The sequence below is a fragment of the Arthrobacter sp. NPDC056886 genome (assembly GCF_042788715.1).
Classification (GTDB): Bacteria; Actinomycetota; Actinomycetes; order Actinomycetales; family Micrococcaceae; genus Arthrobacter.
The window spans coordinates 22557-45653 of record NZ_JBHUBT010000017.1 but is presented as its reverse complement, the minus strand read 5'-3'; the positions used below and the strand labels follow the sequence as shown (position 1 = coordinate 45653).

At 65.9% G+C, this 23097-nt stretch carries 21 protein-coding genes; 3 read left to right on the top strand and 18 right to left on the bottom strand.

Features of this window, described 5'->3' with window-relative positions; translation table 11 throughout:
• Positions 1-10: 10 nt before the first annotated feature.
• The 12 genes from ACFRJ8_RS22180 to ACFRJ8_RS22125 form a co-directional block, all read right to left on the bottom strand.
• Positions 11-778: an SDR family NAD(P)-dependent oxidoreductase gene (locus ACFRJ8_RS22180; RefSeq protein ID WP_377988521.1), complete on the bottom strand. Its 768-nt coding sequence runs from the start codon at positions 776-778 to the stop codon at positions 11-13.
• 35 nt (positions 779-813) lie between these two features.
• Complete coding sequence (locus tag ACFRJ8_RS22175; RefSeq protein WP_377988520.1) at positions 814-1800, bottom strand: 3-hydroxyacyl-CoA dehydrogenase family protein; 987 nt, start codon at positions 1798-1800, stop codon at positions 814-816.
• A gap of 2 nt (positions 1801-1802) precedes the next feature.
• The gene (locus ACFRJ8_RS22170; RefSeq protein WP_377988519.1) at positions 1803-2285 is read right to left on the bottom strand and encodes a ribose-5-phosphate isomerase; all 483 of its coding nucleotides are present in this window, start codon (positions 2283-2285) and stop codon (positions 1803-1805) included.
• Positions 2282-4054 (bottom strand): dihydroxyacetone kinase subunit DhaL, encoded by a 1773-nt coding sequence (gene dhaL / locus ACFRJ8_RS22165; RefSeq protein WP_377988518.1) that lies wholly within the window; start codon positions 4052-4054, stop codon positions 2282-2284. The genes ACFRJ8_RS22170 and dhaL overlap by 4 nt, the downstream gene beginning before the upstream one ends.
• A 111-nt stretch (positions 4055-4165) precedes the next feature.
• Complete coding sequence (locus tag ACFRJ8_RS22160) at positions 4166-5170, bottom strand: sugar phosphate isomerase/epimerase family protein (RefSeq protein ID WP_377988517.1); 1005 nt, start codon at positions 5168-5170, stop codon at positions 4166-4168.
• Between the two features lie 78 nt (positions 5171-5248).
• Complete coding sequence (locus ACFRJ8_RS22155) at positions 5249-6373, bottom strand: 2-hydroxyacid dehydrogenase (RefSeq protein ID WP_377988516.1); 1125 nt, start codon at positions 6371-6373, stop codon at positions 5249-5251.
• A gap of 8 nt (positions 6374-6381) precedes the next feature.
• Positions 6382-7710, bottom strand: coding sequence for an MFS transporter (locus ACFRJ8_RS22150; RefSeq protein WP_377988515.1), 1329 nt, complete (start codon positions 7708-7710; stop codon positions 6382-6384).
• Positions 7711-7909: 199 nt separating this feature from the next.
• The gene (locus tag ACFRJ8_RS22145) at positions 7910-8620 is read right to left on the bottom strand and encodes a GntR family transcriptional regulator (protein WP_377988514.1); all 711 of its coding nucleotides are present in this window, start codon (positions 8618-8620) and stop codon (positions 7910-7912) included.
• 122 nt (positions 8621-8742) lie between these two features.
• Complete coding sequence (locus tag ACFRJ8_RS22140) at positions 8743-9813, bottom strand: alkene reductase (RefSeq protein ID WP_377988513.1); 1071 nt, start codon at positions 9811-9813, stop codon at positions 8743-8745.
• A 78-nt stretch (positions 9814-9891) separates the two neighbouring features.
• Positions 9892-10950, bottom strand: a complete 1059-nt coding sequence (locus ACFRJ8_RS22135) for a 2,3-butanediol dehydrogenase (RefSeq protein ID WP_377988512.1) — start codon at positions 10948-10950, stop codon at positions 9892-9894.
• 243 nt (positions 10951-11193) lie between these two features.
• Positions 11194-11694: a PKD domain-containing protein gene (locus ACFRJ8_RS22130; RefSeq protein ID WP_377988511.1), complete on the bottom strand. Its 501-nt coding sequence runs from the start codon at positions 11692-11694 to the stop codon at positions 11194-11196.
• A gap of 446 nt (positions 11695-12140) precedes the next feature.
• Positions 12141-12797 carry a DUF6318 family protein gene (locus ACFRJ8_RS22125; RefSeq protein WP_377988510.1) on the bottom strand — a complete coding sequence of 219 codons (657 nt, stop codon included), beginning with the start codon at positions 12795-12797 and terminating at the stop codon, positions 12141-12143.
• Positions 12798-12998: 201 nt separating this feature from the next.
• On the opposite strand from ACFRJ8_RS22125, the gene ACFRJ8_RS22120 reads away from it, so the two are divergent.
• The 3 genes from ACFRJ8_RS22120 to ACFRJ8_RS22110 all read left to right on the top strand — a co-directional run bounded on the left by ACFRJ8_RS22120 (position 12999) and on the right by ACFRJ8_RS22110 (position 14558).
• A complete protein-coding gene (locus ACFRJ8_RS22120) occupies positions 12999-13433 on the top strand; it encodes a pyridoxamine 5'-phosphate oxidase family protein (RefSeq protein ID WP_377988509.1) in 435 nt (144 codons plus the stop codon).
• A gap of 188 nt (positions 13434-13621) precedes the next feature.
• On the top strand, positions 13622-14077 hold the full coding sequence (locus ACFRJ8_RS22115) for a very short patch repair endonuclease (protein ID WP_377988508.1): 456 nt from the start codon (positions 13622-13624) through the stop codon (positions 14075-14077).
• Between the two features lie 163 nt (positions 14078-14240).
• Positions 14241-14558: a hypothetical protein gene (locus ACFRJ8_RS22110; protein WP_377988507.1), complete on the top strand. Its 318-nt coding sequence runs from the start codon at positions 14241-14243 to the stop codon at positions 14556-14558.
• Between the two features lie 54 nt (positions 14559-14612).
• Here the strand turns inward: ACFRJ8_RS22110 and ACFRJ8_RS22105 are convergent, their stop codons facing one another.
• From ACFRJ8_RS22105 to ACFRJ8_RS22080, 6 genes are all read right to left on the bottom strand, one after another.
• Positions 14613-15809, bottom strand: a complete 1197-nt coding sequence (locus tag ACFRJ8_RS22105; RefSeq protein ID WP_377988531.1) for a restriction endonuclease — start codon at positions 15807-15809, stop codon at positions 14613-14615.
• Positions 15810-16014: 205 nt separating this feature from the next.
• The gene (locus tag ACFRJ8_RS22100; protein WP_377988506.1) at positions 16015-18246 is read right to left on the bottom strand and encodes an McrB family protein; all 2232 of its coding nucleotides are present in this window, start codon (positions 18244-18246) and stop codon (positions 16015-16017) included.
• A 92-nt stretch (positions 18247-18338) separates the two neighbouring features.
• Complete coding sequence (locus tag ACFRJ8_RS22095) at positions 18339-18611, bottom strand: hypothetical protein (RefSeq protein WP_377988505.1); 273 nt, start codon at positions 18609-18611, stop codon at positions 18339-18341.
• A gap of 73 nt (positions 18612-18684) precedes the next feature.
• Positions 18685-19116, bottom strand: coding sequence for an acyl-CoA thioesterase (locus ACFRJ8_RS22090; protein ID WP_377988504.1), 432 nt, complete (start codon positions 19114-19116; stop codon positions 18685-18687).
• Between the two features lie 98 nt (positions 19117-19214).
• On the bottom strand, positions 19215-21320 hold the full coding sequence (locus tag ACFRJ8_RS22085; RefSeq protein WP_377988503.1) for an ABC transporter ATP-binding protein: 2106 nt from the start codon (positions 21318-21320) through the stop codon (positions 19215-19217).
• On the bottom strand, positions 21317-23050 hold the full coding sequence (locus tag ACFRJ8_RS22080) for an ABC transporter ATP-binding protein (RefSeq protein WP_377988502.1): 1734 nt from the start codon (positions 23048-23050) through the stop codon (positions 21317-21319). Before ACFRJ8_RS22080 ends, ACFRJ8_RS22085 begins: the two co-directional genes overlap by 4 nt.
• Between the last annotated feature and the right edge of the window lie 47 nt (positions 23051-23097).

Here is a 23097-nt window from a genome sequence, read left to right as displayed (position 1 = left end):
CGCTTCTTCCTTAGTGCATGTAGAGTCCGCCATCCACATTCAGCGTCTGGCCGGAGATGTAACCGGCGTCCTCGCTGATGAGGAAGGCGATGGCTGCTGCGATGTCCCGGGTGGAGCCAACGCGGTTGACCACGAGGTCTTTCGTGAGTTCGTCCTTGCGTTCCTCGCTGAGGGTGCCGCCCATGATGTCGGTGTCGATGGGGCCCGGGGAGATGGCGTTGACCGTGATGTCGTATTCGCCCAGTTCGCGGGCCGTCGCCCGGGTCAGGCCGATCACGCCGGCCTTCGCCACCGAGTACGGCGTCTTGGAGAACGTGCCGCCGCCACGCTGCGCGGAGACAGAGGAGATGTTCACGATGCGCCCGATCCTGCTCTTCGCCATGGATTCCGCGACGCGGCGCGTGGCGTAGTGGACGCCGTTGAGATTGATGTTGAGCACGCGGTCCCATTCGGCGGCGTCGAGCTCCAGGTACGGAACCGGTGAACTGACGCCGGCCACGTTGGCGAGGGCCACGATCTGCGGCAGTTCGGCCTCGATGGCGTCGATCGCCGCACGGACCGAGCTTTCGTCGGACACGTTGGCGCCGACGCCGAAGGCCTTGACGCCGTGCTCGGCGGCCAGTTCCTTGGCCGCAGCCTTGCAGCGTGCGTCATCGAGATCGATGATGCCGATGTTCCAGCCCTGGGCCGCCAGATAGTTGGCGGTGGCGCGGCCTATGCCGCGCTCGGATACGGCTCCGGTGATGATGGCTGTGCGTTCGGTGGGGAAAGTGCTCATGGGAATGCTCCTGAAGTGGAAGTGAACGCTGGAGGTCAGTTGATCGGGGCGGGGCCGAGCTCGTCGATGAGCTTCTGCATGGCCACGTAGGCCTTGTTCCGGTAGGCGATCAGTTCCGGCGTGCGCTCGGCGGGGACGTTGAGGAAGCCGGCCCCGGTTTTGGTGCCCAGCTTTCCGGCCTCCACCAGCTCGGTGAGGATCTTCGGGGTGGCGAAGCGTTCCGGGAATTCGGTCTGCAGGGACTTGTAGCAGAAGTTGTAGACGTCCAGGCCGGCCATGTCGGCGATCGCGAAGGGGCCGAAGAACGGCAGCCGGAAGCCGAAGGTGGTGCGGACCAGGGTGTCGATGTCCTCCGCGGTCGCGATTTCCTGCTCCACCAGCTGGGCGGCCTCGTGGAAGAGGGCGTACTGGAGCCGGTTGAGCACGAAGCCTGTGACGTCCTTGACCACGGCGGTCTGCTTGTTGGCCGCGTGCACGAGGTCGCGGACGGCGCCGACGGTGGCCGCCGAGGTGCCGGCGTGGGGGATGATTTCCACGCCCGGGATGAAGGGCGAGGGGTTGGAGAAGTGCACGCCCAGGAAGCGTTCCGGGTTGGTGACCGGTTCGGAGAGCTCAGCGATGGAGATCGTGGAGGTGTTGGAGCCGATGATGGCATCCGGCCGGGCGGCGGCGCTGATCCGGGCCAGGGTCTGGTGCTTGATCCCGATGACCTCGGGGACGGCTTCTTCGATGAAGTCGGCGTCCGCCACGGCTTCCTCGATGTCCTTGGCGGCCCAGAGGTTTTCCTTCAGGATGGCGGTGGCGCCTGCGGGGAAGAGCCCCGCGGCGACGAATTCGTCGGACTCGGTCAGGAGCCGCTCGTAGTTCTTCTGCGCCACTTCGGCGGACACGTCCGCGAGGGCAACCCGGGCGCCGCCGAGCGCCAGGACCTGCGCGATCCCGCCGCCCATATAGCCGGAGCCGACGACGGCGATCTTACGGGCGGCGTTGATGGCCGCTGCGGTTTCTGTTGATTCGGTCATGTTCAGACTGCCTTCGTGTAGTCGGGCTCGTACGAGCAGATGGCGTCCACCTTCGCGGCGGAGGAAGAGCTTTCGTCGAAGCGGTGGCTCAGCCATTCGCCCACGAGCTTCTTGGCGAGTTCCAGCCCGATGACGCGCTGGCCCATGGTGAGGACCTGGGCGTTGTTGCTCAGGACGGAGCGTTCCACGGAGTAGCTGTCGTGGGCGGTGACGGCCCGGATGCCGGGGACTTTGTTGGCCGCGATGGCCACGCCCAGGCCGGTGCCGCAGATCAGCAGAGCCCGGTCGGCGTCGCCCTCCGCGATCTTGCGGGCCGCGTCGACGGCCACGTGCGGGTAGGCCGTGGAGTCATTGGCGCCGACGCCGATGTCCACCACGGACGCCACGCGGGGGTCCGCTTCCAGCAGGGCCTTCAGGGCGTTCTTGTATTCAACGCCGGCCTCATCGTTGCCGACGACGATGCGCCAGCCTGTGGTTGTGCTCATGCTTTTGCTCCTTGTTCCGTCGGCTCGGACGTAGCGAGCCGGATTCCTGTGCTGGAAGTTTCGGTGTGTGCAGAAATTCGGGTGGCGATGAGGGCGAACGACACTGCGCCGGGGTCGGGGTGCCCGAGGCTCTTCTCGGCGAGCGGTCGGGCGCGGCCCTTAAGCGGGCGCAGTCCGGACGTCCCCTCAGCGGCGGCAGTGGCGGCTTCCGCTGCCGCGGCGAGCGAGGCAGCCACTGGCATGCCGGCGCCGAGCGCGCCGAGGAAGGCGTCCTTGAACGGCACGAGCGCGTCCACCATGGTCTTGTCACCCAATTCGGCCTTGCCGAGCTCGGTGATGGCGTCAACGAACGCCGTGACTGCGGCGGCTGCGTCCCCGCCGGAGTAGCTGTCCCGGTTGCCCAGGGCCAGTCCGGCGGCGATGACCGCCGAGCCCCAGAGCGCGCCCGAGGTGCCGCCGGCGCGTTCGCTCCAGGCCTCCCCGGCAGCAGTCAGGACCCGCGACGGCGACGCGCCGCCGTCCTCTGCCGCAGCCTGCTCGGCGGCGGCAACGGCCGCGTCCACGCCGCGGCGCATGCCGATGCCGTGGTCACCGTCCCCGGCGATCGCATCGAGGTTGCCGAGTTCCTCTTCGTGCTCGACGACGACGTCGCGCACCCGGGTGAGCACGGCCGCGGCCTGCCGTCCCAGGTCCGCTGCCGCCGTCGTGGCGTGTTCGGCCTCTACGGCGGCGATCTCGTCGGCGGCGGCGAGTTCGCGGCGGGCGCGGGGTGCCAGGTTGCCCTTGCGGAACGCGGGGGTGTCGGCCGGGGCGGCCCAGTACTGCTCGAGTTCCCCGTCCAGCCAGAGCAGGGTCAGGGAGAGCCCGGACATGTCCAGGCTGGTGACGAGTTCGCCGCATTCGGGCTCGACCACGGTCAGTCCGGCGGCGGTGAGGAGCGTCTCGATCTTGCCGAAGAGCAGGAAGAGTTCGTCGTATTTGACCGTGCCGAGGCCGTTGACGATCGCGACCACGCGGGTCCCGGCGCCCTCCGGTTTGTCGGCCAGGAGCCGGCTGACCAGCAGGCCGGCGAGTTCGGAGGCGGTGGGCATCGGGTGCTCGGAGATGCCGGGCTCACCGTGGATCCCCAGGCCCAGCGACATCTGGCCTTCCGGGACGGTGAACAGCGGCGCGTCCGCGCCGGGCAGGGTGCAGCCGCCGAAGGCCACGCCGAGGGAGCGGGTGCGGTGGTTGGTTTTGATGGCCAGCCGTTCGACCTCGTCCAGGCCCAGCCCGGCCTCGGCGGCGGCGCCGGCGACCTTGAAGACCGTCAGGTCCCCGGCGATGCCGCGGCGCTTCTCGATCTGCTCCGGCGGGGCGCTGGCGATGTCGTCGGTGACCAGGACCGTGCGGGTCTCGATGCCCTCGGCGTTCAGGCGCAGCTGGGCCTGGCCGAAGTGCAGCACGTCACCGGCGTAGTTGCCGTAGCTCAGCAGCACCCCGCCGCCGGCGCTGGCGGCCCTGGCCACCCGGTAGACCTGCCCGGCCGCGGGCGAGGCGAACATGTTCCCGCACGCCGAGCCGGCGGCCAGGCCCGGCCCGACCAGGCCCGCGAAAGCCGGGTAATGCCCGGAGCCGCCGCCGATCACCACGGCGACCTGCCCGGCCGGGACCTCGGTGGAGCGGACCACGCCGCCGTCGACACGGGCCACGTAGCCGCGGTTGGCCGCCACGAAGCCGTCCAGTGCCTCATCCGCGAAATCAGCGGGATTGTCGAAGATCTGGGTCATGGTTCCTCATTGAATCCGTGTTGGAGAACTAATGCTGGGTATTGATCTGGGTGGTGCGGCCGCCCCCCAATATGGCTTGACGGCCGCACCAAACGCCGTGTCAGGCGCGAGTTAGACGCTGGCGAGTGCCGTGGCCGCGGGCAGCTGCCGGCCCTGGGCCACCTGGCTCTGGCCGAGGGCGTAGCCGTCGGTCTTGGGCAGGACCTGGCGGCGGAGGTAGTCCTGGTTGCTGGCCGTGACGGACAGGCCGTCGCCGCCGTAGTGCTCGGTGCACAGGATGCCCTGGAACCCAACGGAGAGCGCCACCTTGAACGCCTCGCGGTAGTTGATCAGGCCCGATTCCATCGGGGCCGGCATCGCGACGTAGGTGTCCCGGGCGACGTCCTCGTCGCGGATGTAGTTCTTCATGTGCCAGTAGTTGGAGTACGGCAGGGTCTTGGCGACCATCTCGCGCCAGTCCTCGATCGGCCGGTGCAGCCGGATGAGGTTGCCGATGTCCGGGTTGATGCCGACGTTGGCCAGGCCGATGTCCTGGACCAGCTGGACCGAGGAGTCCGCGGTGCCGAGGTAGGTGTCCTCGTACATCTCCAGCGACAGCAGCACGCCGACCTCGGCCGCGTGCCGGCCGAGTTCGCGCAGGCGGGACACGGCCTTGCCCCAGGTTTCCTTGTCGCCTGCCGGGTCCTTGTAGCCTTCCAGGGTCCAGAACCAGAGCTGCTTCTGCTGCTCGGCGGTGATGGCCTGGTGCAGCCCGAAGGAGACCACCTCACAGCCCAGCCCGGCCGCGGCGTCGATGGTTCGGTGGCTGTAGGCCAGGTTTGCCTCCCAGTTGCCTTCCTCGATCACGCTGCGCCGGATGGCGGAGATGACCGGGATGCCGATGCCGACTGTGTCCGCGGTCTGCTTGAACTCGGCAAGCCGGGCCGGGCTCAGGTCGCCGGGACGGACCCAGCTGTCCGTGAGGTCGGCGTCGGCCAAGCCGGCGTCCTTGACCTCGGTGAAGACCTCGGCCCAGACGGAGGCGTCGGCGTCGTTGACATGGTTACCCTGCGCGTCGGTTCCCGGGAACTGCAGGAGCGCTGCGGTGATGGGCCAGTTTTCGGCTGTATAGGCCATGGGGTTCACTCCTTCGTGGAATCCTGTTTCCTATAGGATCTACTATCCGAGCAGATGTTGTCAAGGTCACATCTGGCTTTACCCGCACTTTGCGGCGAAAGCGGCGGTTGCGAACACCTCCGGATTCAGGACGTTGGCGGGGCGCTCCCCTGCCGCGACAGCCAGGATCGAGGCAATGGCGCTGGACGCGACGTCCCGGGTGAAGTCCTCGGTCCAGCACAGGGAATGCGGGGACAGCACCACATTGTCCAAGGTCAGGAGCTCGTCATCGGGAAGCAGTGGCTCCGGCTCGAAGACGTCCAAGCCGGCGCCGGCGATCCGGCCCTCCCGCAGGGCGTCCCGGAGGGCATCCGTGTCCACGAGCTTTCCGCGGCCGATGTTGATCAGGTAGGCGCCTGGCTTCATCCGGGCCAACGCGGCGGCATCGATCAGCTTCTCGGTCGCCGGGGTCAGCGCCGCGCAGAGCACAACGTAGTCCGAGCGCTCCAGGAGTTCGTTCAGGCCCAGCAGCTCGACGCCGAGCCCGGCGGCCTCCGCATGGCGGCCGCTGCGGTTATTGCCCACCACGTTCATCCCGAGCGGCGCCAGCAGCCGGGCAAGCTCAGCCCCCACACTGCCGAAGCCCACGATGCCGACCGTCTGCCCCACGAGCGGCGCGCCGCGGTAGTGCTCGCGCTGCGCCCAGTCCGAAGTCCGGGTCAGCCGGTCCTTGGCCAGGAGCTTGTGCGAGAGCGCCAAAAGCAGCGTCAGTCCTGCCACCGCCAACGGCCGCCGGATGGCGTCTGGGGTGTTGGTGACAACGACGCCGGCGCGTGTGCAGGCGTCCAAGTCGATGGTTTCGTAGCCGGCCCCGAACCGGGCGATCAGCCTCAGGTCCGGGGCGTGGTCCACCGTGCGTGAATCGAAGGCGATGTGTCCCAGCGAGAGGACGGCCTGGACCCCGGCGAGGTCGGGCAGCGGAACCGGGTCCGTGTAGCTGGGCAGGACACTCCAGCTGATGCCGTTCTCGCTGAGCCGCTGCAGCCCCAGATCCCCGTGAATGGAGCTTCCGTCGGGCCGCGCGGCGTCGGCCGTGACCGCCACGGTGAACGGCCGTCGGATGGTTCCCGCGGCGGCGGTTCCCGCAGCGGTGGTTCCCGCCGCCTGGGCGGCCGCCGAGGTGGCGACCGCCGTCGTCGTCAATGCATTTGTTGCTGTGCTCATGCGTCGATTCAGCTTTCTGTCTGCAGTACTGCGGTCTTGTCCTTGATGGGTTCGCGGACCAGCACGGTGTAAGCCACGGCGGCCAGGGCCGCGATGATGCCGCCGATCACGAAGGACGGCGCGTAGGAGCCGGTGGCGTCGGCGATCACGCCGGTCAGCAGCGGGGCAAAGGCGCCGCCGAAGTAGCCGCCGAAGTTCTGGATGGCACCGACCGAGGCAACCTGGGAGTTGTCCACGATGTCGCCGGGCATGGCCCAGGCGGCTGCCTGCATGGTGGCGACGAAGCCCAGGGCCACGGTCATGACGGCGATGGCGAGCGGGAGGGAATCCACGAACGGGATGAGGCAGATCAGGATGCCGGCGGCAATCGCGGCTACGGACATCACGTGGCGCTTGGCCAGCAGCGGATCGCGGCCTGCCTTCTTCGAGTAGCGCGTCATGACCCAGCCGCCGGTGATTCCGAGGATGGCTGCACCGAGGTACGGGACGGCCGCGAGCCAGCCGGAGCTGGCGATGCTGGCACCGCGTTCTTCCTGCAGGTAGAGCGGCAGGAAGACGATGAAGATGTTCCAGATCCAGATGACGCAGAAGAAGCCGGCCATCATGCCCCAGATCTGGCGGTGCTTGAAGAGTCCGAGCCAGGAGACCTTCTTGGCCGTCAGGAGCTGGGTGGTGCGCTGGCTCTCGATGTAGTCCAGTTCCTTGCCGCTGATGCGCTTGTGCTCCTCGGGAGCGCGGTAGTACAGGAAGAAGGCCAGCGCCAGGACGAGGCCTGCGACGCCGAGGAAGATGAAGATGGCCTGCCAGCCGAAGGCAAGCATGATGGCGGTCAGGATGGGCGGCGCGATGGCGGGTCCCCATTTGGAGCCGCTGTCCCAGATGGCGGTGGCCTGTCCGCGCTCGGCCCGGGGGAACCAGTCTGCGGTGAGTTTGGCCGACGCCGGACCGTTCGGGGCTTCGGTGATGCCGAGCAGGAAGCGGAAGGTGATGAACTGCCACATCTTGCCGCCGATGGCCATCAGAGCGGTCGCGATACTCCAGCCCGCGATGGCCAGGAAGTACATCCGGCGGGCGCCAAGCTTGTCCACGAGCCAGCCGGCGGGCAGCTGGGCAAATGCGTAGGTCCAGGAGAAGACGGTGCCCAGAAGGCCAATGTCCGTCCGGGTCATGCCGAAGTCTTTGATCAGTTGCGGCGCGGCGATGGAGATTGCGCTGCGGTCCATGTAGTTGATGATGCCGGCGGCCAACGCCCAGCCAAGGATCCACCACCGCAGATTCTTAATGGTGCGGCGTGTTGCTGACTCCTTGGGCCCTGCGGCCAAAGTTTCTGTTTGCACTGTTCACTCCCTTGTGACTCCCCATGCCGGCACCGTAGCCGTCACAATCGAAGATCCTATAGGGTATTCGATCCAATTGTGAAGAGGGTCACAAGAAAGTTATTGCGAGGTCCGCTGCGCAGGTTTCGCTGCGCAGGTCTCAGGAAGCCTGCGCAGGCCTGCAGCCGTATCCGAAGCCTGCAGAAGTCTTCGGAACGACTTATTCTGCGGGAGCGTCCGCGATGGCGCGGCCGCGAACCTTCCGCACGTGCTCGGCCATGGCGGCCGCGGCCTGCTCGGGGTCACCGGTGGACAGTGCGTCCAGGACCGCTTGGTGCTCGGCGATCGCCTGTTCCGCGTCCGTGATGCCCACGCCGCCGAACAGCCGGAAGCGCTGGACCTGCCCGCCGAGGGCGGCGTAGGCGGCCACCATGAACTGGTTGCCCGTCTGTTCCGCGATCAAACGGTGGAACCGCTCATCGGCTTCCAGATAGTCGCGGTATTCAGCAAACGACGGGCCCCGCGGCGCCTTCTTGAGGTCGGAGACGGCCTTGGCCAACTCGGCATGGTGCGCCGGCGTCTGCCGGGCGCACGCCAACCGGGCATTCACCGGCTCGATGGCAAGCCGTGCTTCCATGAGTTCGGCGAAGTCCTCCTGGGTGAACATCGGCGCCACCCGGTAGCCCTTGAGCGCGACGCGCCGGACCATTCCGGTGTGTTCGAGCCGCGCAAGCGCCTCCCGCACCGGGGTCGGGGAAACATTGAGCTCCCGGGCGGTTCCATCGATACTCACGGCTGCCCCGGGTTCCAGCCGTCCGTCCATCAGCGACGCCAAAAGCTCCTCATAGACGTGGTCGGCGAGGACCTGGCGGCTGACGGGACGGCCCGCGTAGTGGCCCTCAGGGCGACTCCCGGAGGAAGCTGGTTGCATCTTCAGATCCTATAGGACGCGGACATGCCCATTCCTTAACCCAAAGAGTGGGCAGAACGGTGTTCTGCCCACTCTTTGTTGCCACGGCTGGACATGTCCAGCCGTGGCGGTGCTGCCGCTACCTAGTTCTGGTAGGCCGGGTAGTCGGTGTAGCCCTCGGCGCCGTCGGTGTAGAACGTGGCCGGATTCGCCTCGTTGACCGGCAGGCCGTCGCGCCAGCGGCGGACCAGGTCCGGGTTGGCGATGGCCGGGCGTCCGACGACGACGGCGTCAGCGTGGCCGTCCGCGACCAGGGCGGTCGCCTCGTCGCGCGTGGTGACGATGCCGAAGCCGGTGTTAACCAGGAAGGTTCCGTTGAATCGCGCACGCAGGTCCTGGACCAGCTCGCTGGTGGGGTCCTTGTGCAGGATGCTGAGGTACGCCAGCTTCAGCGGAGCCAGGGCGTCCACGAGGTGGGCGTAGGTGGCTTGGACGTCGGCTGCGTCGAGTTCGAGGGCGCCCTGGACATTGTGCTCCGGGGAGATACGGATGCCGACGCGGTCCGCGCCGATGGCGTCTACTACGGCCTGGGTAACTTCGATAACGAAGCGCGCCCGGTTCTCCGGGGAGCCGCCGTAGAAGTCGTCGCGCTGGTTGGCGGCCGGAGTGAGGAACTCGTGCAGCAGGTAGCCGTTGGCCGAGTGCAGTTCGACGCCGTCGAATCCTGCCTCTACTGCTTTGCGGGAGGCCATCACGAATTCCTCGACGATGCCCGGCAGTTCCTCGGTGGTCAGGGCGCGCGGGACGGGGAACGCCTGCTTGCCCTTGTACGTGCGGGTCTCGCCGTCGATGGCAATGGCACTGGGTGCGACCACCTCGTAGCCACCGGTGGTGTCCTGGTGGGTAACCCGGCCGGCGTGCATGACCTGAGCGAAGATGCGTCCGCCCTCAGCGTGCACGGCGGCTGTAACGTTGGCCCAGCCCGCGAGCTGCTCGTCGGTCACCAGTCCGGGCTGGCCCGGGAAGCCTCGGCCGGCGTGGCTGGGGTACGTGCCCTCACTGACGATCAGGCCAAGCGAGGCGCGCTGGCGGTAGTGTTCGACCACCAGCGGGCCGGGGATTCCTTCGTTGCCCGAGCGTACGCGGGTGAGCGGCGCCATCACGAGTCGGTTGGGTAGTTCCAGCTCGCCGAGGGTCATCGGGGAAAACAGCATGCGCAGTTCCTTTCACAATGGATTGGTTCACTGGGGCTAACTGCACAGCGTTTGCAACTATTCCATCTGAGACTCGGATCACGACGGGCGGACGATAATCTTCACCGCGGTGTCGTTGTGGTTGATCAGCGTGTCGAACCCCTTATCCACCAAGTCGTCCAGGGCGATTCGTCCGGTGATGAAGGGCTTCAGGTCGACCTTTCCTTCCTGGACGAGTTTGATGGCGGCTTCATGATCGCCGCAGTAGGCGATGGTGCCGCGCAGATCAATTTCCTTCAGCACCACTTTCTGCATATCCACTGTGGCCGGGTGCCCCCAGATCGAGACGTTGACGACGACGCCAGCGGGCTTCACGACGTCGAGCATCGTGTCCAGCACGGCATTCACGCCTGCGCACTCAAACGCCGCACTGGCTCCTGCGCCGTCGGTCAGTTCCAGCACTCGCGCCTTGACGTCGTCCGTACTGGGGTCGAGAACATGATCCGCAGCTCCGGACGAAGCCGCCTTGTCCTTGCGGGCGGCCGACAGTTCAGTAACGATCGTGGTGATGCCGATCCCTTTGAGGACCGCGGCGGTCAGGAGCCCAATAGGTCCCGCACCCCCGACGACGGCGACGTCCCCGGCTTTGAGGCCGCTCCTGCCGACGGCGTGATACGCCACCGCGAGGGGTTCGATGAGTGCGGCCTCGTCCAGAGGGATGTCGCCGACCGGGTGCACCCAACGGGTGTCGACAACGATCTTCTCGCTCAGTCCACCACCGCCGCCCGCCAAACCGATGAAGCCCAACTTTGTGCACAGGTTGTAGTGTCCACTGAGGCAGGGACCGCATTCATTGCAGACTACGTACGGCTCAACGACAACGTTGTCTCCGACAGCCAGACCGCTGACGCCTTCACCAAGTTCCTCGACAGTGCCGGAGAACTCGTGCCCCAAGGTGACCGGGGCGGTCTCGTGGGTAAGCGGGTGGGGGTGGCCTGGCGGCGGGGTGAAAATGGGTCCTTCGAGGAATTCATGGAGGTCAGTGCCGCAGATGCCGCACCAGGCCACGGTGATCTTCACCGTTCCCGGACGCAGCTCCGGCTCTGGAACATCTTCGATCCGGAGATCCTCGCGCGCATGGAATCGTGCTGCTTTCATGGTGTTTCACCTTCGCATTCCAGGCCGTGGATGCTCCCGAACAGATGCAGCCACGGAATGTCGTTGGATTTCACAGCGGGGCCGTAACCCCAGTTTGGTGGCCGTGCCGGGGATTGTCACGACCCCTGTTGGTCAGCGGGTGTGGTCAGCGGGTGTGGTCAGTGCGTGTGGTCAGTGGGTGTGGTCAGCGGGTGTGGTTAATGCGTGTGGTGGCGTTTTGGTAGGCACACTGCGGGGCGACGCCTAGGGAGGAGGCGGAGCCACGCCGGGGCAGCCCTGGCCATGGGGGTTCTGCAGGCAGGTGTCAGCGTAATTCCTGGTGATGGTCCTCCAGACGCTGACGGTCTGCGACGGCGAGCTGAACGAGCCCCGGCCCGGGATGGGAAGGGGTGGACCGCCGTTGACGGAGTACGTGCCTTGGAAATGCGTGGTCAGAACCACCGGGAAGTTGCCGGTCTGGGCGTAGACGTGGCTCGTCAGGGTCTTCTCACCCCAGCGGTCCTGTGGAAGCGGTCCGCCGGCCGCCCTTTGCGGGCCCAACGAAGTGCCGTCGCCATAGGTCCAGGTGTATTCCGCGGGTTTGGCAACGACGTGGACTGCCTGGGCCAGGATTGTGATGTCGAACTGCTGATCTGCGGCGCTGGCAAAGAAGTTGGTCTCTGCTCCGCGCAGGGTGTTGGGGCTGGGTTGGGCCGTAGCATTTCCAGCAGATATCGGAAGCTGCTGGAACTCTCTTTGGATCATTGCGGCAATTCTGGGGAGCAAGTCCTCGGGCCTGGGATCGAAGAGGCACGTTGGGCCGGAATGAAATGACCACGTGGGGTTTGCGATCCCAGCTGGTGCCTTGAGCCAGACAACGGGAATGCCGGGCTTTCCGTCTGGGCCGTTCGAACAGTCCACGGCACTGGCGAGACATTCGGCGTCAAAGTCGCCTCCGCCCAAGTGGCATTGGAGCTCGTACTTGTATTGGAAAGGGTCGGCAGAGGGGGCTCCCGGCTGGAGAGCAACAAATTTGCCCGTGGCGGGATCCAGCCTCCATCCGAGAACATCTACACCCTGATTTCCGAAACCGGAATCAACGCCCCCTTCCTCAGCCATCGCTGAAGGAGGCATCACTAGGGAACCTGCCACGACTAAGGTCGGCAAGAGCAGTCTGAAAGTCCTACGGCTCTGGCGAAACACTGACGCACTCACCGGAGCGGATGCAGGGCGGTGATTTGCCAGGCGCCATTCTTGAACGCCGCGAGCATTACGTTGCCTGTGTCTGACGGCGGGGTCGGTGGCCTGAACTCCGTTCCGTCTGTATCGAAGTAGGTGATCTTCGCCTGCTGAACTTGCACGGCAACCTGATACTCACCGTCCGATTGGGCTTCGTAGGTAGTGCTAATTGACGGCGTCACAATGTGGCCGCCGGCCAACCACCGGCCGCCCTCATAGTTTGTCCTCAATGATCCTGTGATTCTTGAACAGAACTCGCATCCTGCCGACGTTACGGAGTCCAACCCCGACGAAGTCCCGGTCTCGTACGCGAAATTCAGTTGTTCGAACCAGTACCGTGCAAAAGCCTCAAGACCCGCCTTCGTCTCCGCCTTCGCAGCTTCCGGCAGTTCGGGAACCGGAACGTTCTGCGCCCTGCCCCTCGCGTCGGCCGGTTTGTAGCTGGCGGAGGGCGTCGGAAGTGCACTCGGGGTGGACGATGCTGACGGGCTTTGCGATTCAGCAGGTGGTGAAGATCCGGGAGGTGGCGTACCGCCCCCGCTGCACGCTGTGACCGATAAAAGGGAGATCGACACCAAGGCGACCGCACAGGCTCGCCAGGGACCGGAAAGCGAAGTGCGAGATGTCATGGTCAGCTACTCCCCCGATAGAAATCAAGACGCGCGAATCCAAGCAATACCTAAGGGTAACTGACGTCACATTTTGGCCACCAAAGTTATCCACAGCAGCGTGCCACGTCTCGGAGGGGCAAGGTTATGCACGGCAGCCCACCTATCTCGAGTCCTTTAGCCCCTAGCGACTTCCCTGTCATAGCCAGAACAATGAACCGCATGATGTTCGATCACGAAGACGGCAATCCCATCCTCAACCTCGACGACGAGCAGGCCTGGAAACTGGTGGAGGGCACCAAACACGGCCGGCTCGTGGTCACCGTGGCCGGAGAACCCGACATCTTCCCGGTCAATTACGTAGTCAGCGGACGGAAACTGTTCCTCCGCACCGCCCCGGGCAACAAGCTGGCCGAGCTCACCATCAACTCGAAGGTGCTCTTCGAAACGGACGGAGTCCTGTCCGAGGAAGCCTGGTCCGTGGTATTGCGCGGGTCAGCGCGCGTTCTCGACAAGTCGGCGGACATCGCCGCCGCAGAGGCCCTCGGACTGAAGTCCTGGGTTCCAACCTTGAAGGACTTCTACGTCGAAATCACGCCGACGTCGGTCAGCGGCCGCCACTTCCTCCTCGGCGAACAGCCGGAACGGGAGATCTAAAGCGCGACGGCGACTGCCACCTACCGTCGTCGGCCCGCCAGAACGCCCGACAGTCGTCAGCCCGGTCCACTCCGCCGTCGTCGGGCCGGTCCGCCACGCGCGTTGTCCGGCGACTCCCGCCGTCGTCCGGCACGGCGGCCGACACGCCCGCCGGCCGCCATGGCTTGGCGGCCGCCTAGACTTAAATGATGGCGGACAAGCTGACTCCGGAGCGGCGCAGCTGGAACATGTCCCGGATCCGGGGCAAGAACACCAAGCCGGAAATGCTGGTCCGCAGGCTGCTGCATTCGAAGGGATACCGCTATCGACTGCATGGCACGGCGGGCGGCGGCAAGCTCCCGGGCAACCCAGATCTCGTCTTCGCCGGCCGCCACAAGGTCATCTTCGTCAACGGCTGCTTCTGGCATTTCCATGACTGCCGGGTGGGGCAGCACGCTCCCCAAGCAAATGCCGAGTTCTGGGAAACCAAGCGCACGCGAACCCGGACCCGCGACGCCGCCCAGCGGCTTCAGCTCGAGCGCGAGGGCTGGGAAGTGCTCACGGTGTGGGAGTGCGAGCTGAAGGACCGATCGGCGTTGGAGCTCCGGCTGGACGCGTTCCTCCGGGACCTGCCACGGGACCCATCAACGGACGAACCCTCCTGAGGACATCCGATGACCGGGAGAAATCCTGCGTGTCGCGCTGCCTGCTTCCGGTGCAGGCTGAACGGCCTCAGCTAATATTCGACTCCGGGGGCCTTAGGGAATTATTCGGTCAGTACCACTGCGTACTGCAAACACGGGAGAGCGCACGATGCCGCACTTGCTGATGTCTAACGACGAGTCCGACACGGCTGCAACGCCAGCAGATTCCAGCTCCACAGTTCTTCAGTTCTCTCGCCTCGGCCACACCAAACACCGCGCCATCCGGCCCCGACCCCGCCACTTCCGCGGAGCGGACCCTGATCTGGAGCCGCTACGCCGGCAGGCAACCTCGATCATCGACGAGGTCCTCGCGGGCACCGACCCGGAAGAAGCCGACGTGCGGGAGAAGCTTCAGTGGCATGTCGCCAACAACCCGGGCCAGCCGGAAAAGGCGCTCCTGGAACATTTGCGGACGGTGGCCGACCAGCAAGCGTCCGCCTAGCCCGATCACTTTTGGCTGGCCGACCGGTTTATCTGGATTAACGGGTTATCTGGATTAACGGGCGATACTGGCCTGCCGGAGCACTTCGCCCCAGGACTGCTGGGCAAGATCTGCCACGGAGGCCAGGATTTCCGACGGCGGCAGGGACAGATCCAGCGGGAACTCGACAATGTCTATGTCGGTATTGAGAATCCGGCGCAGCTTGATTTCCCCTGCGCCCGGGTAAATGATCCAGGCCGTCGGCACCCGCAAGGACGTGCAGTAGGCGAGCATCCGGTAGTGGTCGCCCGAGAGTGACGCGCCGACATCAGCGGCGGCCTTGTACTTCGCGTCGTACACCATCACGGGCCGGCCGCCGAGGAAGTGGACGGCCCCCGGCTGGACCACAATCCGGTCCGAGTCGCGGACGGCCTCATTCAGCAGTGCGTTGTACCGCAACCGCATTTCTCCGGGATGGGCGGCCATGGCTTCGCGCAGGGCCACCCCCACGAAGTCCTCGAACACCTTTGCCATGTCCACCACGAACGACGCCGACTGCTGCTTGCCGTCGCCGGCCTCCGCCGACGCGTTCCGCAGGATCAGTTCGGCGAGCCGGAGGGCCGCGTGGTAGCGCGTATTCATCCGGCTGGGCCGCCACTGCGGCAGCGGCGCGCCGGACTGCAGGCGCGACACGGCGTCGAGCTTTCCCTTCAGCTGGCGCAGCCGGCTCAGGACTTCGGGCCGCACGCGCGGCACCTGGGACATCCGTTCCAGGGCGGCGCGCAGAATCCGGTTCTCCGCGATGTCCTCGGTGAACTCGTCATAGGAAACTTCCAGCGGGACCAGCATCCCGGGGCGGCGGGAAATTTGGTCCGACATCCGGATCCGGCCCTTGACGGTCCGGAGGGATTCTTCCACCATGAGGTAGCCCTGCAGCACGCCGCGGCTCAGCGCCCGATCCCCGAGCTGCGCCAGGGATTCGGCCAGGGCGCTCCAAAGGTCGGTGTGCTCCACCGCGGCGACTGAATCGTCCCGGAAGCCCTGGTCCCCCGCGTAGCCGAGCAGGAACAGCAGCCGGCTCAGCCCGAGCCGTCCCTTCGGCCGCACCTCCAGCTGCACGGCGGGAGTCCTCACGGAGCCCACGCTCCCCACCGGTTCGATCCGGTACAGGCCCATGCCCATCGGCGAGGCCTTCGCGAGGCCGCTGGCGTTGACGTAGGCCGCCGTGTCCGGATCGAGCCGCTCCACGACGCCAGCGGAGAGCTCGTCCAGGACAATGTGCCGGCAGGGCTCCGCCGCACCGCCGCGTCCCGATAGACCCCGCCCGGCCGAACCAAACTTGGCCGAACCCTTGTCCGAAGCCCTGTCCGATGAAGTGCGCCCGGCCGAACCGTGGTCCGACCCGGTCCGGTCAGTGCGGTTCGACGGACTGCGGTCCGTCCGACTGCGGTCCAGCGCTACCGCGTCCCCGGCCAGCCTAGGCATGCGCCAGGCGGCCCAGGAGTTGTTCCAGTCCGAACCGTTCCTCGAGCTGGGCGCGGTTGAGCTGGCCGTGGTAGTGCTCCTCCAGCAGCGGCATGAGCTCGTACTTCCAGATTCTGCGCAGGCCCTTGGGTGTCTGCGCGGACTTCTTCATGAAGTAGGAGGGACCGATCATGAGGTCGCGGTCCCACTCGTCGATCGCGTCGTTCAAGGCGTCGAGCAGCAGGGCCGGTGTCGTGTCCAGGTCGCGGGCCTGGAGGAAACGCAGCAGCGAGCCCTTCACGGGTTCCGTCTTCGGATGCAGCTCGATGAAGGAGAACCGCCGCCGGATGGCCGCGTCCATCATCGCGATGGAACGGTCCGCGGTGTTCATGGTGCCGATGATGTAGAGGTTGTCCGGCAGGGTGAACGGCTCGTTGGGGCTGTATTGGAGGTAGATGCGGTCATCGCGGTATTCGAGCAGGAAGTAGAGTTCGCCGAACACCTTGGCGAGGTTTGCCCGGTTCATCTCGTCGATGATCAGGAAGTACGGCTTGCTTTCGTTCCCCGGTTTGGCAGCTTCCTCCGCGAGCCGGCGGAGCGGGCCCGCGACGAGCTTGAAGGACACCTGGCCCTCGTCCGTCTTGTCCGGCCGGAAGCCCTCGAAGAAGTCCTCGTAGGCGTACGACGGGTGGAACTGGACCAGCTTGACGCGCTCGTCCGTGGTGTCGCCGGCGAGCTCGGCGGCGAGGTGCTTGGCCAGGTACGTCTTGCCCGTTCCCGGCGGACCGTAGAGCACCAGCTGCCGGTTCTCCTCGAGGAGTTCGGCGATTTCCTGCAGCGGGTCCAGGTCCATGTGCAGGGACGCGGCGAACTCCGGCGTCAGCGGCCGGAAACCCTCATAGACAGGTTCGACGGCGGCAGCCGGCTCGGCGCCGTCGCCGTCCTCGGCTTCCGCTTCTGCCGGCAGGAGCGCCTCGAGCGCCTGGATCACGCGGGTGATGTCCACGATGTTGCCGGACGTGGTCAGCTGCCGCTGCACGTGGCGGGGCAGCCCGGTGGCGTCGTGCTCCTCGTCGAACCAGCGGACCTTGCGGCGGAGCTGGCGGTTGTCCTTTCCATGCTCCGGTTCGCCGAGGACCACACCGATCCGGACCTTGCCCGAGCTCTGGTAAAGGACGAGGTCCCCCGGCTTCATGACGGTCAGGAAGGCGAAGACGGCGGTTTTGGTGTCCTCGCGCTCCACGTAGCCGAGGTGCTTGTAGTCCTCGTCCACCGCATTCTGGACCAGCCCGGCCGAAACGCCCGGGTCCAGCAGGCGGAGGTGTTCGACGTCGAGCGTCACCGCTTCCTCGTCGCGCCACTCCCCCAGCAGCTCGGCGTTCTCGTGGTGGGTGCGCAAGAGCCAGGCGCGGCGGCCGGGATCGCCGACCTTCCGCCACTGGCTCACCAGCTGGCGGGAGTACCAGTCGATCCGCTGCCCGGCCTGCTGGTCCAGGTGCAGGCGGATCCTGTGGATGTCCGCCGAAATGTCCTCGTCGCTGTCCCCCTTGGCCCCGCCCACCAGGGAAGCAAAGGCGTCGCGGATCTCCTGCCGTTCGACGTCGGCCACAACGGGTTCGAAGTAGCTGGGCCAGACCAGGAACTCAATGCTGCGGCGGATGGCCGGCTGGTCATCCGGGGTCCCGGCGACCAGCCGGTGGAAGGCCAGCGGATCCTTGACGGCAGCCTGGACGACGTGTGCCGGCCGCTGCGCGACGTGCTGCACGAAGCGGCAGAGCCATTTCAGGTGGTCCCAGATGGTCCAGTTGAATTCCGCGGTGCGGTCCCGGATCACGCCGTGGTCCGTCATCCCCGCGTAGAGCTCGTCCGGGAGCTCCAGCGGAGGCTCCAGCCAGGACGCCGCCTCGGCAACGCGGGCACGCTTGACCTTCAGGGACTTGACCTCGTGGGCCAGGGGTAGGGATTGGAGGAAGAGTAGCTCCACCGCCAGCTGCTTCGCCCCGCGGGTGGCATCTTCCAGGTTCTGGCGCAGGTTAGTCATCATCGGCGCCTTCGGATCGGGAACGCCGCGTTCAAGGCGTTCCAGCAACTCCGCGGCGGCCTGGACCGACCAGGTTTTGGTGCGGCCGTCCAGGGCGGACGCCTTGCCCAGCAACCCGGGCCCCAGCACAAACCACGCCGCGTCTTCTATCTCCTTGGAGATGCCGAGGGCACGGTGCAGGGCAGGCTTCTTGGCTGGGGTCATACGTTCAATTTACAGGCTTAAACTGAACGCGCGCATTTAATGCCGCCCCAAAGCTACCGTTCAGTAGACCGCAGCCAAGCGCACCGCTGCACCTACTTCGCGGCAGCCCGGTGCTTCACACCGACGGTGAAATACGTGGCCGGCCCAATGAAGTTCACAAAGGTGGCAAACCGCCACAGCGCCTTGCTGCCCCTGATCTCCTCGGCCGGCCGCCGGTTGATGTCCGTCTGGGCAGCAATGAGCAGCGTCAGCTGAACGGTGGCCGCCACAATTGTTCCGAACCGTGCCATCGGCGTAAGTTCTTTCCAATTCTTCTTGCGGGTGTGCCTCTTGTGCATGTTCTTGCCCATGTTCACAACGACCACGCCTCCTTAGAGCGTCCGGAGTTGTTCATTGTAGGAGCCCCACCGGCGCGGTGGTAGAGGCTAGTGGTAGAGGCTATGGGACCGCGTGGGGGCGGGTGTACGGGGCCAGCCGCTCCTTCTGCTCCGGCGTCAGCCGCAGCACCCGGCCGGTTTCCTCATTGACGAAGGCCAGGTGGCTCGTGGCCCGGACGCAGTCCTCCCGCGTAACGGGATCCTGCACAAGGTAGTGGATGTCGAAGCTGGCGCCCTTGACCGCCCCGATCCACAACTGGACGACGGCGGGCACATTCCGGTATTCGAGCGTCCTGACGTACCTGATCTTGTGCTCCACCACGAGCGCCAGGGTCCCTTCCGGGATTTCGTTGAAGAGCGACACGCGGGGTTCGGTCCCGGGCAGCCCGGCGCCCCGGGGCGGCCCGAACGCGGCGATCCGTGCTTCCTCCAGGATCCGAACAATCTGGACGTTGTTGATATGCCCGTAGGCATCCATGTCGCTCCAGCGCATCGGCACCTCCACCTCGAGGCGCCATGGCTCCGTGCCTGGGCCCTCCCCTGCGGCGGCTTCCGTGCCGGGGCCTTCCCCGGCAGGGCGCCCTACGGCGCTCAGCTGTGCACCGCCGTCGAGTCCTCCGCGGGATCCAGCAAAGCCGCCTCCGCGTCCTCACCGGCGAACTGGGACATGTACAGCCGGTAGTACGCGCCCTCCATGGCCAGCAGCTGGGCGTGCCGGCCCTGTTCGACGATCTTCCCGTCCTCCATGACAAGGATGGTGTCAGCATCCCGGATGGTGGAGAGGCGGTGGGCGATGACGAAGCTGGTGCGCTCCGTGCGCAACGCGGCCATGGCCTTCTGGACCAGGGCTTCGGTGCGGGTGTCCACGGAACTCGTGGCCTCGTCCAGGATCAGCAGCGACGGGTTCGCCACGAAGGCCCGGGCAATGGTGATCAGCTGCTTTTCGCCGGCACTGACGTTGTTGCCTTCTTCGTCAATGACCGTGTTGTAGCCGTCCGGCAGCGCGCGGACGAAGCGGTCCACGAACGTGGCCTTGGCCGCCGCCATGATCTGGTCCTCGGTGGCGTCCAGCTTGCCGTAGCGGATGTTCTCGTAAATGGTTCCGCCGAACAGCCAGGCGTCCTGCAGCACCATGCCCACCTTGGCGCGCAGCTCCGAACGGCTCAGCCGGGTGATGTCCACCCCGTCCAGGGTGATGCTGCCGGCGTTGAGCTCGTAGAAGCGCATCACGAGGTTGACCAGGGTGGTCTTGCCGGCCCCGGTCGGTCCCACGATTGCCACGGTGTGTCCCGGTTCGGCCGTGAAGGACAGATCCTCGATCAGCGGCCTGTCCGGCGTGTAGCTGAAGGTGACGTGCTGGAATTCGACGTGTCCGTCCGTCTTCGCAGGGAGGTGCTCGGTGGCGGTCTCGGCGTCCTGTTCGTCGGCGTCGAGGAATTCGAAGACCCGCTCGGCGGAGGCGACGCCAGACTGCAGCATGTTGGCCATGCCGGCCATCTGGCCCAGCGGCTGGGTGAACTCGCGCGAGTACTGGATGAACGCGGTGGCGTCGCCCAGGCTCATGGCGCCGGAGGCCACGCGCAGCCCGCCGACGACGGCGATCCCCACATAGCTGAGGTAGGAGACAAACTGCATGACCGGCATGATCATGCCGGAGACGAACTGGGCACCGAAGCTGGCCTTGTAGAGTTCCTCGTTGCGCTCGTCGAAGCGGGCCAGCATGTCGGCGTCGCGGCCGAACACGCGGACCAAGTCGTGGCCGGAGAACGATTCCTCGATCTGGCCATTGAGCTCACCGGTGTTCTTCCACTGGGCGGCGAAGAGCTTCTGGCTGCGGGCGCCGATGATGCCGGCGGCCACGCCGGAGAGCGGCAGGGCCACGAGCGCGAGCAGGGCCAGCTGCCAGGACACGATGAACATCATGATCACGATGCCGAGGACCGTCAGGGCCGAGTTCACGAGTTGCGCGAAGGCCTGCTGGAGCGCCTGCTGGATGTTGTCGACGTCGTTGGTGACGCGGGAAAGGATGTCGCCGCGCTGGCGTGTGTCGAAGTAGTTCAGCGGCAGCTTGTTGAGTTTCTTCTCGGTATCATCACGCAAGTTACGGACCACGCGCATGACAAGCACGTTGAGGACATAGCCCTGGAGCCACAGGAAGATGTTGGCGACGAAGTACATCACCAGCACCACGCTGATGAGGAACGCGAGCTTCTGGAAATCGATGCCGGTGCCCGGCACTACGTCCATCTTGGCCAGCATGTCGGCGAAGTTGTTCTGGCCCTGGGAGCGCAGTCCGTCGATGAACTGCTCCTTGGTGGCACCCGCCGGGAGCTGCTTGCCGACCACTCCCGCGAAGATCACGTCCATGGCCTGGCCCAGGATCCTCGGGGCAATGACGTTGAGGACGACGGCGACCGTCACCATGGCGAGCACGACGAAGATGCCCGCGCGCTCGGGTTTCAGCAGCCCCATGAGCCGCTTGGCTGAGGGCCAGAAGTGCTGGGCCTTCTTGGCCGGCACACCGCCGAACATGCCGCCGTCGGCCTCGCCGGGCGTGTACTCTTCCTCGATGAAGTCGTCGTCCATCAGATCGGTTCCGGCCGTACCGGCCGCGGTGGTGTCGGTTGCGGTCGTGTCGGCTGCGGCGGTGTCTGTTGCCTTGGCCGGCGTGGGGGAGATTTTCTCGTTGGTGCTCATGCCACTGCCTCCGCGCTCAGCTGGGATTCGACGATTTCCTGGTAGGTGCTGGAGCTTTCCAACAGTTCCTCATGTGTTCCGCGGTCCACGATCCTGCCGTTGTCCAGCACGAGGATCTGGTCCGCATCGGCGATGGTGGACACGCGCTGGCCGACGATGATCACGGTGGCATCGGCCGTCTTGGCTTTTAGCGCGCGGCGGAGCCTGGCATCGGTGGCGACGTCAAGGGCTGAGAACGAGTCGTCGAACAGGAAGACCTTGGGTTCGGTGACGAGGGCGCGGGCGATGCACAGCCGCTGCCGCTGGCCGCCGGAGACGTTGGTGCCGCCCTGGGCGATCCGCGATGCCAGGCCGCCCTTCTTTTCGCGCACGAAGTCCGCGGCCTGGGCGACCGTGAGGGCCTCCCACAGGTCCGTGTCCGTGGCCTCGGGCTTGCCAAAGCGCAGGTTGTGCTCAATGGTCCCGGAGAACAGGTAGGGCCGTTGCGGCACCATGGCCACGCGCTGCGTGATCTCGGCCCGGTCCAGCTGGGTGACGGGGACGCCGTCGAGCAGGACCTCACCCGATTCGGCGTCGTAGAGCCGCGGCAGCAGGGCCAGCAGGCTCGACTTGCCGGCGCCTGTGGAGCCGATGATCGCCACCGTCTGGCCGGGCTCTGCCGTAAAGCTGATGTTGCTCAGCACGGGGGCCTCGGCGCCGGGGTAGGCGAAGGTCACGTTGCGGAATTCAACGCGACCAGCCCGTGCGGCCGGCGCCACCGGGGTGAGCGATTCGTGGATGGAGGGTTCGACGTCGAGCACTTCACCGATCCGGTCGGCGCAGACCGAGGCGCGGGGAATCATCATGGCCATGAAGGTGCCCATCATGACGGCCATGAGGATCTGCAAGAGGTACTGGAGGAAGGCGGTCAGCGACCCGACCTGCATTTCGCCGGCATCCACCCGCTGGCCACCGAACCACAGCACGGCGGCCGTGGAGACGTGCAGGATCATGCCGATCGCGGGGAACATCAGCACGAACAAGGAGCCGATCTTCAGCGAGACGTCGGTGAGTTCCTTGTTGGCCGCACCGAAGCGCTCGGCCTCGTGGGGTTCGCGCACGAAGGCCCGGACGACGCGGATGCCGATGATCTGCTCGCGGAGGACGCCGTTGAGCCGGTCTATCTTCTCCTGCATGGAACGGAAGAGCGGCATGAGGCGGACCACAAGGTAGCCCACCACGACGACGAGCAGGGGCACAGAAACCCAGACGAGCCAGGACAGGTTGAGGTCCTCGCGCAGGGCCATGAAGATCCCGCCGATGCACATGATGGGGGTGGCCACCATGAAGTTCAGCGCCATGAGCATGAGCATCTGGACCTGCTGCACGTCGTTGGTGCCACGGGTGATCAGGGTGGGGGCGCCGAAGAGGTTGACGTCCCGCGCCGAGAAGCTGCTCACCTTGCGGAAGACACCGCGGCGCAGGTCACGGCCAAACGCCATCGCAGCCTTCGAACCGAAGTAGACGCCGGCTATCGCGGTGGCCACCTGGATCAGGGAGACGCCGAGCATGACCCCGCCGGTGCGCCAGATGTAGTCCGTGTCGCCGCGGGAGACGCCCTCGTCGATAATCTGGGCATTGAGGCTGGGGAGGTACAACGCCGCGATGGTCGAAGCCAATTGAAAGATGACCACAGCCGCGATGTATGGCAGATACGGCTTGGAATAGCGCCGCATGAGAGTGACGAGCATGCCCACGAGTCCTTACGAAGACTGAAATTTACGAAGACCGAACAAAA

Bases quoted from the DNA above. Each gene is read 5' to 3' on its own strand.
- ACFRJ8_RS22175 (WP_377988520.1), bottom strand. From the start codon at position 1,800: ATGACCGAATCAACAGAAACCGCAGCGGCCATCAACGCCGCCCGTAAG.
- ACFRJ8_RS22135 (WP_377988512.1), bottom strand. From the start codon at position 10,950: ATGAAAGCAGCACGATTCCATGCGCGCGAGGATCTCCGGATCGAAGAT.
- ACFRJ8_RS22115 (WP_377988508.1), top strand. From the start codon at position 13,622: ATGGCGGACAAGCTGACTCCGGAGCGGCGCAGCTGGAACATGTCCCGG.
- ACFRJ8_RS22100 (WP_377988506.1), bottom strand. From the start codon at position 18,246: ATGACCCCAGCCAAGAAGCCTGCCCTGCACCGTGCCCTCGGCATCTCC.
- dhaL (WP_377988518.1), bottom strand. From the start codon at position 4,054: ATGACCCAGATCTTCGACAATCCCGCTGATTTCGCGGATGAGGCACTG.
- ACFRJ8_RS22155 (WP_377988516.1), bottom strand. From the start codon at position 6,373: ATGAGCACAGCAACAAATGCATTGACGACGACGGCGGTCGCCACCTCG.
- ACFRJ8_RS22085 (WP_377988503.1), bottom strand. From the start codon at position 21,320: ATGAGCACCAACGAGAAAATCTCCCCCACGCCGGCCAAGGCAACAGAC.
- ACFRJ8_RS22170 (WP_377988519.1), bottom strand. From the start codon at position 2,285: ATGAGCACAACCACAGGCTGGCGCATCGTCGTCGGCAACGATGAGGCC.
- ACFRJ8_RS22145 (WP_377988514.1), bottom strand. From the start codon at position 8,620: ATGCAACCAGCTTCCTCCGGGAGTCGCCCTGAGGGCCACTACGCGGGC.
- ACFRJ8_RS22120 (WP_377988509.1), top strand. From the start codon at position 12,999: ATGATGTTCGATCACGAAGACGGCAATCCCATCCTCAACCTCGACGAC.
- ACFRJ8_RS22110 (WP_377988507.1), top strand. From the start codon at position 14,241: ATGTCTAACGACGAGTCCGACACGGCTGCAACGCCAGCAGATTCCAGC.
- ACFRJ8_RS22080 (WP_377988502.1), bottom strand. From the start codon at position 23,050: ATGCTCGTCACTCTCATGCGGCGCTATTCCAAGCCGTATCTGCCATAC.
- ACFRJ8_RS22180 (WP_377988521.1), bottom strand. From the start codon at position 778: ATGAGCACTTTCCCCACCGAACGCACAGCCATCATCACCGGAGCCGTA.
- ACFRJ8_RS22125 (WP_377988510.1), bottom strand. From the start codon at position 12,797: ATGACATCTCGCACTTCGCTTTCCGGTCCCTGGCGAGCCTGTGCGGTC.
- ACFRJ8_RS22140 (WP_377988513.1), bottom strand. From the start codon at position 9,813: ATGCTGTTTTCCCCGATGACCCTCGGCGAGCTGGAACTACCCAACCGA.
- ACFRJ8_RS22090 (WP_377988504.1), bottom strand. From the start codon at position 19,116: ATGCGCTGGAGCGACATGGATGCCTACGGGCATATCAACAACGTCCAG.
- ACFRJ8_RS22160 (WP_377988517.1), bottom strand. From the start codon at position 5,170: ATGGCCTATACAGCCGAAAACTGGCCCATCACCGCAGCGCTCCTGCAG.
- ACFRJ8_RS22130 (WP_377988511.1), bottom strand. From the start codon at position 11,694: ATGATCCAAAGAGAGTTCCAGCAGCTTCCGATATCTGCTGGAAATGCT.